The organism is Spirillospora sp. NPDC046719, assembly GCF_040645715.1.
GTDB lineage: Bacteria > Actinomycetota > Actinomycetes > Streptosporangiales > Streptosporangiaceae > Spirillospora.
In genome coordinates, this window is sequence record NZ_JBEYYT010000067.1 from 20,597 (window position 1) to 32,089 (window position 11,493).

The 11,493-nt window shown below is 75.1% G+C and carries 11 protein-coding genes; 2 read left to right on the plus strand and 9 right to left on the minus strand.

All coding sequences use genetic code 11. The features are described 5' to 3' along the window. Nucleotides 1-2 precede the first annotated feature (2 nt). The 6 genes from ABZ914_RS14705 to bla form a co-directional block, all read right to left on the minus strand. A complete protein-coding gene (locus ABZ914_RS14705) occupies nucleotides 3-1,145 on the minus strand; it encodes an FAD-dependent oxidoreductase (RefSeq protein WP_500193441.1) in 1,143 nt (380 codons plus the stop codon). 120 nt (nucleotides 1,146-1,265) lie between these two features. Further along, a complete protein-coding gene (locus ABZ914_RS14710) occupies nucleotides 1,266-2,204 on the minus strand; it encodes a DMT family transporter (RefSeq protein WP_500193442.1) in 939 nt (312 codons plus the stop codon). Next, nucleotides 2,201-3,418: a threonine synthase gene (locus tag ABZ914_RS14715; RefSeq protein ID WP_500193443.1), complete on the minus strand. Its 1,218-nt coding sequence runs from the start codon at nucleotides 3,416-3,418 to the stop codon at nucleotides 2,201-2,203. Before ABZ914_RS14715 ends, ABZ914_RS14710 begins: the two co-directional genes overlap by 4 nt. Nucleotides 3,419-3,501: 83 nt before the next feature. Next, nucleotides 3,502-4,467, minus strand: coding sequence for an NAD(P)H-dependent flavin oxidoreductase (locus ABZ914_RS14720; protein ID WP_500193445.1), 966 nt, complete (start codon nucleotides 4,465-4,467; stop codon nucleotides 3,502-3,504). 76 nt (nucleotides 4,468-4,543) lie between these two features. Further along, nucleotides 4,544-4,897, minus strand: coding sequence for a hypothetical protein (locus ABZ914_RS14725; RefSeq protein ID WP_500193446.1), 354 nt, complete (start codon nucleotides 4,895-4,897; stop codon nucleotides 4,544-4,546). A gap of 144 nt (nucleotides 4,898-5,041) precedes the next feature. Further along, nucleotides 5,042-6,007, minus strand: coding sequence for a class A beta-lactamase (gene bla, locus ABZ914_RS14730; RefSeq protein ID WP_500193447.1), 966 nt, complete (start codon nucleotides 6,005-6,007; stop codon nucleotides 5,042-5,044). A 212-nt stretch (nucleotides 6,008-6,219) separates the two neighbouring features. Here bla and ABZ914_RS14735 point away from each other — a divergent pair, with 212 nt between their 5' ends. Together ABZ914_RS14735 and ABZ914_RS14740 are read left to right on the plus strand one after the other, a co-directional pair. Further along, entirely contained in the window at nucleotides 6,220-7,344 is a 1,125-nt protein-coding gene (locus tag ABZ914_RS14735) for an MFS transporter (RefSeq protein WP_500193448.1), read from the plus strand. A 121-nt stretch (nucleotides 7,345-7,465) separates the two neighbouring features. Beyond that, entirely contained in the window at nucleotides 7,466-8,464 is a 999-nt protein-coding gene (locus tag ABZ914_RS14740; RefSeq protein ID WP_500193449.1) for an AF_0692 family protein, read from the plus strand. A gap of 46 nt (nucleotides 8,465-8,510) precedes the next feature. Here the strand turns inward: ABZ914_RS14740 and ABZ914_RS14745 are convergent, their stop codons facing one another. The 3 genes from ABZ914_RS14745 to ABZ914_RS14755 form a co-directional block, all read right to left on the minus strand. Then, on the minus strand, nucleotides 8,511-8,981 hold the full coding sequence (locus tag ABZ914_RS14745) for a S26 family signal peptidase (RefSeq protein ID WP_500193450.1): 471 nt from the start codon (nucleotides 8,979-8,981) through the stop codon (nucleotides 8,511-8,513). Continuing rightward, complete coding sequence (locus ABZ914_RS14750; protein ID WP_500193451.1) at nucleotides 8,978-10,813, minus strand: ABC transporter ATP-binding protein; 1,836 nt, start codon at nucleotides 10,811-10,813, stop codon at nucleotides 8,978-8,980. The genes ABZ914_RS14745 and ABZ914_RS14750 overlap by 4 nt, the downstream gene beginning before the upstream one ends. A 3-nt stretch (nucleotides 10,814-10,816) precedes the next feature. Then, nucleotides 10,817-11,493, minus strand: a 677-nt coding sequence (locus ABZ914_RS14755; RefSeq protein WP_500193452.1) for a peroxiredoxin family protein, incomplete at its 5' end; no start/stop codon positions are given.

Below are 11,493 nucleotides of genomic sequence, written 5' to 3' on the forward strand. Positions count from 1 at the left end.
CACTATTCCCGTCGGGAAACTAGAAATTTCGCCGGTGCGGCGCGCTCACCGGACACCGCGTCGGCGATGATCCGGCCGAGCAGCGGCGCGAACTTGGCGCCGTGCCCCGAGCAGGGCGAGGCGACGGTGATCCCGTCCACGCCGTCGATCACGAAGTCCTCGGTCGGGGTGTTGGTGAAGAGGCAGGTCGTCTCGGCGTACGGCTCGGGGACGAGGCCGGGCAGGGTCCGGCGGACGTACGCCGCGACCCGCGCGCGGTTGGCGGGGTCGATCTCCCCGCTCCGCGCCGCCGCGCTGCGGATCGGCCGGCCGCCGTTGTACTCGGCGACCTTCAGCCCGGTCCGGCCGCCGGGGAGGGCGGCGTCGCGCCCGCCCGGCAGTCCGTAGACCAGCATGGACGGCATCCCGTGGATGAACGTCGGCCACGGTCCGTCCGAGCCGGCGCGGTAGGGGAAGTGGTAGGCGTTCTCCTGCATCACCCGCAGCGGCGGGAACGCCGCCAGGAAGGAATCGGGCAGAGCCAGGTCGCCGAGCAGGTCGGGGAGCCATCCGCCGGCGGTGACGACGACCTTCTCGGCCTCCTCGGCGCGCCCGTCCGCTCCGACCACCCGCAGGCCGGCGCCCGCGCGCTCGACCGAGGCCACCGGCCACCCCGTCTCGACGCGGGCGCCGTCGGCGCGCGCCAGCCGCAGCATGGCCGCGACGGCGGACTCCGCGTCGATCACCCCGGCGTCCGGGTGCCACAGCACGTCCGCGCCGCTGTCGCCGAAGTCGAACTGCGGCCAGCGCGCGGCCGCCTCGGCGCCGGTGAGCAGCTCGTGGTCGACGCCGACCTCCTCGAACACGGCCGCCAGCGCCGCCGGGTCACGGTCGGCCCCGAAGTCCACCGACCCCGTCGGCGTGACGAGGCGCTCCCCGGCGAGGCGCTCCAGCTCGTCCCATTCGAGGCGCGCGTCGACGACCAGCCGGGCGTAGAACGGGTCGGGGTAGGCGTACCGGAGGATGCGCGCGGACCCGTGCGAGCTGCCCTCGCCGTTCGCCGGCGTGGAGCGTTCCAGCACGGTCACCTCGTGACCGCGCCGGGCCAGCCGCCAGGCGGCCGCGGCGCCGGCGAGGCCGGCTCCGACGACGATGCAGGTGCTCATCGGACTTCCTCCTCCGCGGCGAGCGCGCGCCGGTCGGTCGGGGACCGGCGAGCCGCCGGACCGATCAAGGACACGATCTCAGAGCCGGCACCGGCCGCGCGACCGCCCGGCGCCGGCGGCCTACCGGGGCGCCCGGGCCAGCACCAGCAGGACGCCCGCGCCCGAGACCGCCATACCGGCGATCACGCTCGCGGTGATGCCCTGCCCGAGGATCGGCACCGCGAGCACGGCCGTCACCGGCGGCACCAGGTACAGCAGGCTGGTCGCCGCGCCGCCCGTGCCGCGCCGCAGCAGGACGAACAGCAGGACGAGCGCGCCGATCGAGTTGACGACCGCCAGCCACGCCAGCGAGCCGAGCGCCTGCCCGGTCAGCGGGATGCGCAGCCCGCCGTGCGCCATCGCCAGCGGGAACGTGGTGAGGGTCGCGCCGAGGAGCTGCACGGTGGTCCCCGTCCGCAGGTCCACCGAGCCTCCGAACCGCTTCTGGTAGAGCGTCCCGGCGGCGAGGCCGGCCAGGGCCAGGCCCGTGTAGGCGTACCCGGCGGTCCGTGCTCCGCCCGACAGGTTCCCGCTGACGCAGACGACGACGCCCGCCAGTCCCAGCGCGAGGCCGGCCCACTGCCGGCCCGTCAGCCGCTCGGAGAACATCGGGACCGCGACCGCCGCGACGATCAGCGGGCAGGCGCTCAGGATCAGCGACGACAGCCCCGCCGGCACGCCGTGCGCCAGCCCGAAGAACACGCCGCCGAGCTGCACCGTCTGGAGCAGCACGCCCGTCACGAGCAGGTGCGCGTACGTGCGCCGCTCCCTCGGCCACGGCGCCCGGGTGGCGAGCGAGACAGCTCCGAGGACGGTGAACGCGACGAGGAACCGCCAGGCGACCAGGGCGAGCGACGCCCCGCTGCGCGCCCCGAGCGTCCCGGCGAGGTAGCCGCTGCTCCAGATCGGCACGAACACGACCGGCAGGGCGGCCGCCGCGAGCCGCCCGGCGCCCCGCCCGCGCGCCGTCCCGGCGGGCTCCCGGCATTCGGACGGCGCGGCCGCCGGCCCGGCGCTCACGCGAGGCGGCCGTCGGCCGGAAGGACCGGCGCCGCGACGGGCACGGTCCCGGGGTATTTCAGTCCGGCGCCGGTGTTGAGGACGACGACGCGCTCGTCCTCGCCCAGCCGGCCTGACGCCCGCAGCTTCCGGGCGGCGGCGAACGCGGCGGCGCCCTCGGGGCAGACGAACGCCCCCTCCAGCGCGGTCACCTCCCTCAGCTCGGCCAGCAGCTCCTCGTCGGTCACGGCGACCGCCGTGCCGGACGTCTCCGCCAGCGCGTCGAGGATGAGGAAGTCGCCCAGGGGCTTGGGGACGTTGATGCCGAACGCCACCGTGCTCGCCTTCTCCCAGGGGCGGGTCGTCCGCTCGCCCCGCTCGAACGCCTCGACGACCGGGGCGCAGCCCTCCGCCTGCACGGCCACCAGGCGCGGGAGCGGGCCGGAGATCCAGCCCAGCTCGCGCAGCTCGGTCAGGGCCTTGTGGATCCCGATCAGCCCCACGCCGCCGCCCGTCGGATAGAGGATCGCGTCGGGCGGCGTCCAGCCGAGCTGCTCGACGATCTCCAGGCCCATCGTCTTCTTGCCCTCGATGCGGTAGGGCTCCTTGAGCGTCGAGGCGTCGAAGACCCGGCCCCCGGACGCCGCGACCAGCTCGCCGACGACCCGTCCGGCGTCGCTGATCAGGCCGTCGACCAGGTGCAGGTCGGCGCCGGCCGCCGCGCACTCGCGCCGGGTGATCTCCGGGGCGTCGACCGGCATCACGACCGTGGCGGTCAGGCCGGCGCGGGCGCCGTAGAGGGCCCACGCGGCGCCGGCGTTGCCGTTGGTGGGCATCGCCAGGCGCTCGACGCCGAGCTCCGCCGCCCGCGACACCCCGACGGCCGCCCCGCGGGCCTTGAACGAGCCGGACGGGAGCAGCCCCTCGTCCTTCATCAGCAGCTTGGGCAGCCCGATGCGCTCGCCGTACCGAGGCACCGGCAGCAGCGGCGTCATCCCCTCGCCGAGGCTCACCACCGCCTCCGGGCTCCCGACGGGCAGCAGCTCGTGGTAGCGCCACAGGTCGGGCGGTCGCCCCGCGACGTCCTCCGGGCGCACCGCCGCGCGGACCGCCGGCAGGTCGTAGCGGGCGAGCAGCGGCCTCCCGCATTCGGGGCACAGGTTTTGCAGGACGCCGGCGTCGCGCTCGGTCCCGCACCAACCGCACTCCAGATGGGAAAGATGGCTGAACGCCATGCTCCGCTCCTCCCGGCGCCCCGATGCCTATTCTCACTAATCTAGTAGGAAATTCCCGATCGCCGCCTCCCCGGCGGTCGCGGTCAGCGCCCGCCGGCTCGGGCCAGGGCCTCCTCGGCCTGCGCGGCGAGAGCACCGACCAGATCGGCGGCGGACGGCAGGTCCTCGATGAGGTCGACGCCCTCGCCGGCCCACCGCGGCAGGGCCGGGATCTCGCCTCGCGCCACGGCGTCCCGGTACGCCTGCCCGGCGTGAGCGTCGGCCGCGAGCTCGTCCTCCCGGCCCCGCCATTCGTCCAGGAAGGGGTGGCCGAGGGTGCGCGCGGTGTACCGCTCCGGCCACCGGGAGCCGCGGGCGATGTCCAGCACCCTGTTGCGCTCGGTGTCCTCCGCGCGGGCTTCGACGAGCGCCTTCGCGGTCGCGGGGTCGACGAGGGCCTCGGCGGTGGCCTGGAAGCGGGTGCCGAGCAGCGCCCCGGCGGCCCCCAGCGCCAGGGCGGCCGCCACGCCGCGGCCGTCGGCGATCCCGCCGGCCGCCAGGACGGGCACCGGCGCCGCCAGGTCCACCACGACGGGCACGAACGGCAGCGTGGACCGCCCGTGCCGGGCGCCGTGCCCGCCGGCCTCGGTGCCCTGCGCGACGATCACGTCCGCGCCCAGGTCGACCGCACGGCGGGCCTCCTCCAGGTCGGTCACCTGGAGGATCAGCGCCGTGCCCGCGCCGCGGACGCGCTCCGCGAACGGGCCGGGGTCGCCGAACGACAGCATCACCGCGCTCGGGCGGTGCTCCAGCGCACGCGCGATCGTCCCGTCGTCGATCGCCCATGCCTGGAAGCCGATGCCCCACGGCCTCCCGGCGACCTCCTCGGCCAGGACCGGCAGCTCCCGGGCCAGCCAGTCCGGGTCCCCGGTCCCGCTGCCCAGCAGCCCGAGGCCGCCGCCGCGCGAGACGGCCGCCGTCAGCGCGCCGCCGGCGGACCCGCCCATCGGGGCCAAGGCGATCGGGTGCCGCACCCCGAACATGTCCGTGAACGCCGTCGACAGTCCCATGTCCCGATCATGGCCCACCCGCAGTACCGGTCGCGACGCGGCGCAGCCGGACGCTTCGTCTTCTAGCTCGGCCGGGCTAGAAGACGAACTCGATGCGGGACAGGGCGATTCCGAACTCGACGAGGGCGCACACTCCCAGGCCCAGCGTGCCGGACAGGAAGCCCCACGCGGTGGCTAGGGCGACCGGTCTGGAAGGCGCCGTCAGCGGCCCCGCCACCCAGCCGAGGGCGGCGCCCAGCGGAGGAAGCCCGCCGATCACGCATGCGCTGAACAGCAGGCGCACCTTGGTCCGGTGGTTGCCCTGCCAGTCGGTGGCGCTCAGGTGATGCGCGGCCGAGGAGGCGGTCTCGGCCCACCACACGATGAAGACCGCCCAGATGACCAGCGCGACGACCGTCAGGCCGACGGCGCCTTTCCGTGAACTGTTCATCGGCGAATCCCTGACGCGGAACGGAGAAAGCGGGGACGGCGATCGGCCTCGGCCGCCTCCGCTTCAGTACAGTTCAGCGCTCTTCTTCCGGCAAGCCCCGGCGACCATTTCGCGGCCTCGGCCTCTTACTCTCAGCGGGAGCGGTCAGGTCATGAGCCGGGCCGCGATGTGGGTGGCCGCTTCTGCGATCAGGGCGTCCTTGTAGGGCGCGCCGTATCCGCGGCGGTCGGTCATGACGGCCATCACCAGCGGGGGCGTCCGCGGCGGCCACACGACGGCGACGTCGTTGACGCGGCCCCAGTTGCCGTTGCCGGTCTTGTCGGCGACCGTCCATCCCTTCGGCAGCCCGGCGCGGACGCGGGTGGCGCCGGTCATGCTGCGCAGCATCCAGCCCTTGAGCAGGGCGCGCTTGTCCGCGGGCAGCGCGTCCCCGAGGACGAGGGCGCGGTAGTCGGCGGCGATGGCGCGGGGCGTGGTGGTGTCGCGTGGGTCGCCCGGGCCGATCTTGTTGAGTTCCGGCTCGTAGTCGTCCATGCGGCCCACGGTGTCGCCGAGGCCGCGCAGGTAGGCGGTCAGCCGGGCGGGACCGCCGAGGTCGCGCATCAGCAGGTTGCCCGCGGTGCCGTCGCTGTACCGGATGGCCGCGTCGCACAGTTGCCCGACGGTCATCCCCGTCGCGATGTGGTTCTCGGTGATCGGCGAGATGGAGTCGACGTCGGCCTTGGTGTAGGTGACGCGCTTGTCGAGATGGCCGAGCGGGTTGCCGTGCAGCACCGCCGCCGCGGCGAGCGCTTTGAAGGTGGAGCAGAACGCGAACCGCTCGTCGGCGCGGTAGGCCACCGCGGCGCCGGTGCCGGTGGCCACGGCGTAGACGCCGAGGCGGGCGTGGTGCTTGCGCTCCAGCGCGGCGAACTGCGAATCGTCCGGGGGAGCGGTCGTGCGGCGCTCCGACGCTGACGGCCTCGGGCTCGACTGGTGCTGGTCGTCGCATCCCGCAAGCGGCAGGAGCGCCGAGCCGATCAGCAGGGCGCGCCTGGACGGCCCGGACCGCTCGAAGGGCGTCGGGTGGTGGCCGCCTTCGGCTTCGCAAGGGGGTCGCGCGCTGGGCATGGCGGCCATGACAGCACGGCCGTTCCGGCGGCGTCCAAGTCCGATATCGATCATCAATCGATAGCCGCAAGCGTATGTTCGCTGGTGGTCAGGAGGCGAGGGGCCTCCCGTGTTGGGACATCGCCCGTCTTTCTGGTGTGCTGCGGCGGGTGATCGTCGATAGTCCCGCCCCGGCAGGGGCCCGCTCCACCGGGAGGCCGCCCGACCGCCGGGTGATCACGACCGTGGTCGCGATCCAGCTCGCCTCCTGCCTGGGCTTCTTCGCGGTCGCGGCGCACCTGGTAGCCCACCTGCGGCACGACCTTGGCCTGCTAGCCGGAACGGTCGGGCTGATCCTCGGCGTCCAGGTGGGCCTGCAGTCCGCGCTCCTGCTGCCGGTCGGCGCGATCACCGACCTGCTCGGGCCCCGCCGTACCGGAGCGATCGCCTGCGTCCTGCGCGCGCTGGGGTTCGTCCTGCTCGGCACGGTCGACGGCGTAGGGCCGCTGCTGTGCGCGGCCGTCGTCCTCGCCCTCGGCGGCGCGCTCTACAACCCCGCGGCGCAGTGCCTGCTGGCCGGGGTCGGCCCCGACCGCCGGTCGCGTGGGTTCGCCGGCTACGTCGCGGTGCAGCACGTCGCGACGGTGTTCGGCCCGGTCATGGGCCTTGCGATCCTCTCCGTCGGCCGAGGCTTCACTCCTCTGGCCGCGACGGCGGCCGCCCTGTGGGCGACCGGCGGCGTGTTGTTCCTCCTCGTGCCTCAACGCAGCCCGCAGCCCGCGGTGAGACGCCGTCGGGAGCTCTTCGCGGGCGTGCGCACGGTGTTCGGCGACCGCTCCTTCCTGCTCTTCGCGCTGGCGGCCTCGCCGACGACGCTGCTGGCCAACGGCCTGCTCACCGCCGTCCCGCTCCTGGACTTCACTCCGGCGGCGGCGACGCTCTGCTTCTGCGTCCTGGCCGCGGTCGCGGCGGCCGCCCAGCCCTTCGTGGCCGCCGGCCGCCGCGGCGAACGTCCCTGGGTGCTGCGCCTCGGCCTGCTGTGCGCCGCGGCGGCGTTCTGCGTCCTCGCGCCCCTGGACGGCACCCGGACGGTCCCGCTGCTGATCGCGGCCGTCCTCAACGGCCTGTCGAACGGGCTGATCCAGCCGGCGGTCTTTCAACGCACCGCCCGCCACGCCCCTGTCGGACATTTCGGCGCCTACTACGGCGTCCTGCAGTCCGCCGCCGGGCTGTTCTCCTTCGCGGGCGACCTGCTCATCGGCCGGCTCTTCGACCTGGGCGCGGTCGCCGCGACCGCGGCCCTGATCGGCCTCGGCTCGTTCGCGCTCGCGGCCGCGATCGGCGTCCGCGACCCGTGAGGTGCGCCGGACGAGCCGGACGAGCACGGACCGAGGTAGCGAGCGGCACCGCCAGGTGGCCATCCGGGCGTCGACCGTTGGCCGATTCGGCGTGCGGGTGCCCGTTCCTAGGCTCGCGAGCATGTTCCGTTCCGTGCGCCGCCGCCGGTTCGTGCCCGCCCTGGCGCTGTTCCTGCTCGCGCCCCTGGTGGGGGAGTTCCTGCTCGGCAACCAGCCGATCACCGAGCTGCCCGGCCTGGTCATGCTGGCCCCGCTGTACGGTGGCGGCGCGCTGCTGGTGCGCGAGACGGCCCGGCGGACCGGGCGCGGCCGGCCGACGATGGTCGTCCTCGCCGCCGCCTACGCGCTGATCGAGGAGGGCCCGGTCGACCAGATGCTGTGGAACCCGCACTACGGCGGGTTCGACATGGGCTCGGCCTACGCGGCCACGCACATCCCGCTGCTCGGCACCAGCGTCGAGATGCTGGAGGACGTCGTGTCGATGCACACGATCTGGAGCATCTGCGTCCCGATCGCGCTCGTCGAGGCGTTCACGCGCGATCCGCGCCGGCCGTGGCTCGGACGGGCCGGGCTGCCCGCCGCCGGACTGCTCTTCGTGGCCGCTTCGGTCCTGCTGGGCGTCGCGCAGGCGCGGTCGGAGCACTTCGTCGCCTCGCCGCGCCAGTTCGCCGTCGCGGGCGTCGCGATCGTCGGGCTGATCGTCGCGGCGTTCGTCCTGGGACGCCGTCCGGCGGCCAAGCCGCAGGTGGACGCGGATGCGCCGAGCCCGTGGACGGTCGGCGCCGCGGCCTTCGCCGTCACGAGCCTCTACTGGCTGCGCGACCGGCTGCCCGAGGGGCTCTCGGTCTGGTGGCCGGTGGCGGCGTGGTTCGTCGTGCTCGTCGCGGCGGTCGCGGTGTGCGCGCGCTGGTCGCGGAGCCGCGGCTGGGGCCCGTCCCATCGTCTGGCGCTGGCGGGCGGCGCTCTGCTCACCTACGTGTGGGTGGGCTTCACGCATGCCGAGGAGATGGGCGTCCCCGTCGCGACCGCCCTGACCGGGAACGCCGTCTTCGGGACGGGGGCGGTCCTGCTGCTGCTGGCGGCGGCCTCCCGCGCCCGCCGCCCGTCGGCCACTGCCTGAAGCGGCTGCTCGCCATCGACGCCGTGTTCGGCCAGAGCAACCACCGCTACCGGGCAGTGGGAGCGGGCAGGGCGCGGATCACGACACCTACCAGCCGGTCGCCCGAGACGTACCCGTAGTGCCGGGAGTCCCAGCTCGTCGGACGGTTGTCGCCCAGGACCACCAGGGAGCCGCGCGGCACGGTGGTTCCGGCGATCCCCTCCACGTCCGGGTCGGCCCAGTCGGCGGGAAGCGTGTCGCCCTGCACGGCCACGACCCGCTTGAGGAGCAGGGTCCCGCGCCGGGCGGCCGGACGCCCGTTCCCGTCCGTCCCGTCCTGCCCGTCCGCGGCCCAGAAGAGCACCACCTGGCCGCGGCGGGCGCGCCTCGTCCTGCGGACGAGCACGCGGCCGCCGGACCGCAGGCCCGGTTCCATGCTCGCGCCGTCCACGGTCGTGACGATGAGGACGCGGCGGACCGCCAGCGCCAGCAGCCCGGCGGCCATCAGCGTTCCCGCGGCGGAGCGCGCGAGCGTCATGGCACCTCCTGCTGGTAGCCGGCGGCCTGCATGCGGAAGAGCCGGGCGTAGCCGCCGTCCGCCGCTAGCAGCGCGTCGTGCGTCCCATGCTCGACGATCCGCCCGTCCCGCAGGACCGCGATGCGGTCGGCGTCGCGGACCGCGCTGAGCCGGTGGGAGATCAGCAGGCTGGTGCGGCCCTCGCGGTGCTCCCGCATGCGGGCGTGGACCTCCTGCTCGGCCTCGGGGTCGAGGCCCGAGCTGGGCTCGTCGAGGATCATCAGGTCCCGGCCCTCCCGCACCAGCGCGCGGGCCAGCGCGAGCCGCTGCCACTGCCCGCCGGAAAGCACCACGCCGGTCACCGGGTCGTCCTGGTCCGCCCCGAGCACGAACATCCGGGTGAGCGGGGTGTCGTAGCCGCGCGGCAGCGAGGAGAGCGTGCCGTCGACGCCCGCCCGGACGGCCGCCTGCCGGAGGCGGTCCCGGTCGCCGAGCGCGGTGAGGTCGCCGAGCGCGATGTTCTCACCGGCAGTCATGTCGTAGTTCATATGGTCCTGGAACACCGCGCTGATGCGCTCGCGCAGCCGCGCGGGCGGGATGTCGCGCAGGTCGACGCCGTCCCAGAGGATCCGGCCCTTGGTCGGGTCGTACATCCGGCAGAGCAGCTTGACGAGGGTGCTCTTCCCGGCGCCGTTGAGGCCGACGAGCGCGACGGCGCTTCCCTGCGGGATCGTCAGGTCGACGCCCTGCAGCACCCACGGATGGTCGTCGCTGTAGCGGAACCAGACGTCCTGCAGTTCGATGCCCTTCCGCAGCGGCGGCGCGTCCCCGTCCAGCGCCTTCGGCAGGTCGGGCTCGGCGTCGGTGACGGCGATGAAGTGGGTGAAAGCCAGTAGCCGGGCCTGCCCTCCGGAGATCGCCGCGGTGAGCGTCCCGAGCGCCCCCTGCACGCCGACGACCGCCGCGAGGAACATGGACACGTCCCCGATGCCGATCTCGCCGCGCCGCGCCGCCGTGACCGCCCACCACAGCCCGGCCCCGGCCGCCGCCGCGCTCATGACCGTGAGCCCGCCCTGCGTCCGGAGCTCGCGGAGGTCCATCCGCCGGCTCTCGGCGTTGGCGCTCCGCCGCTCCCGCATCATCAGCCCGCGCAGGAAGGCGCCGATGCCGAAGAGGCGGATCTCGGTAGCGGCGGCCGTCCCGGTGAGGAGCTGCCCGTAGAAGTACTCGCGGCGGTGGTACCGCTCGATGCTCCACTCCATCGCCGACCGGCGCCGGGTGAGCAGGATCTCGGCGGCGAGCGCGGGGACCGCGGCGATGAGGACGACGGCGGTCATGGCCGGGCTGATCAGGAGCAGCGAGCCGAGGAAGCCGAGCAGGGACGCCGCGCCGCCGAGGCCGCCGCCGATGCCGTCCACGATCTCGGGGACCCGGCCGACGCCCTCCTGGGCGAGCCTGAGCCGGTCCTGGTAGGCGGGGTCCTCGAAGTTGCGCAGCCCGACCTGCCGCTCGGCCGCGGCGAACAGCCGGTCGGTCCCGGCCAGGCCGGCGGACCGGCCGATCTGCGCCCTCAGGTAGTGGACGGCCACCGGCAGGGCCGCCGCGGCGAGCCCGGTCGCGGCCAGCCCGAGCGCCGGGCCGCCGACCGCGCCGTGCGGGGTCGTCAGCCGGTCGATCACCGTCTTGGTCAGCCACGCGGTCGCGATCGGCGCCGCGGACGCGGCGAGCGTCAGCACGACGAAGAGCGGCGCGCCCACCCTGGCCGACCGCCGGATGAGCGCGACGGCCCGCACGGCGGCGGCCCACAGGCCGGCGGCGCCGACGCGCATGCCGCCGGCGGGGGAGTCGCCCACCGCTCAGTGCCTGCCGGCGGCCTGCCCGGACGGCCGCCGCGCCCCCGGCGGGTCGGGCAGGTCGCCGACCCGTCCCGCCGTGGCGAGGACCCGCCGGTCGCCGACCAGGTACAGCGCCGGGGTCCAGGTGTTCCGGAACGCCCGCGCCACCGGCCCGCCGTCGGCCTCGGCCGCGACGACCCGCGCCACCGGGCTCAGCGCCCGCACGGTCTCCGGGTCGTCCCCGCCGACCACCACCAGCACGTCGTCGCGGTCGAGCCGGCGGGCCCGTTCGACGAGCTCGGGCAGCAGGTCGTGGCAGGCCGGGCAGTCGGCGGACAGGAACGCGACGACGCCGCCGAGGACGTCGTGGTCCACCGGCTCGCCGTCCGTCGTCACGGCGGCGAACTCCCCGATGGACGCGCCCGGCCCCAGCTCGAACGGCAGGTCCGCCGCGGCGGGGCGGCCGGCGTCGGCCCGCAACCGCCGCAGGATCCCCATCGTGAGCAGCATGTTCAGCAGGCAGGCCACGCCGAGCAACACCACGGCCGCCACCAGGTAGGGCATCGGGAACTCCTCGCGAACAGGTCGATCGATCTCGTCGAAGGGGGATGGACGGGTGCCCGCCCGCGTCCCGCGCCCCTTCTTTCCGGGCGCCGGACGCCGGGCCTCGGGCGCCGGGCGGCGGCGGTCCGCGGTGC

Coding starts and splice junctions, on each gene's coding strand:
- ABZ914_RS14720 (WP_500193445.1), bottom strand. CDS start 4,467: ATGGGACTGTCGACGGCGTTCACGGACATGTTCGGGGTGCGGCACCCG.
- ABZ914_RS14715 (WP_500193443.1), bottom strand. CDS start 3,418: ATGGCGTTCAGCCATCTTTCCCATCTGGAGTGCGGTTGGTGCGGGACC.
- ABZ914_RS14725 (WP_500193446.1), bottom strand. CDS start 4,897: ATGAACAGTTCACGGAAAGGCGCCGTCGGCCTGACGGTCGTCGCGCTG.
- ABZ914_RS14705 (WP_500193441.1), bottom strand. CDS start 1,145: ATGAGCACCTGCATCGTCGTCGGAGCCGGCCTCGCCGGCGCCGCGGCC.
- bla (WP_500193447.1), bottom strand. CDS start 6,007: ATGCCCAGCGCGCGACCCCCTTGCGAAGCCGAAGGCGGCCACCACCCG.
- ABZ914_RS14740 (WP_500193449.1), top strand. CDS start 7,466: ATGTTCCGTTCCGTGCGCCGCCGCCGGTTCGTGCCCGCCCTGGCGCTG.
- ABZ914_RS14745 (WP_500193450.1), bottom strand. CDS start 8,981: ATGACGCTCGCGCGCTCCGCCGCGGGAACGCTGATGGCCGCCGGGCTG.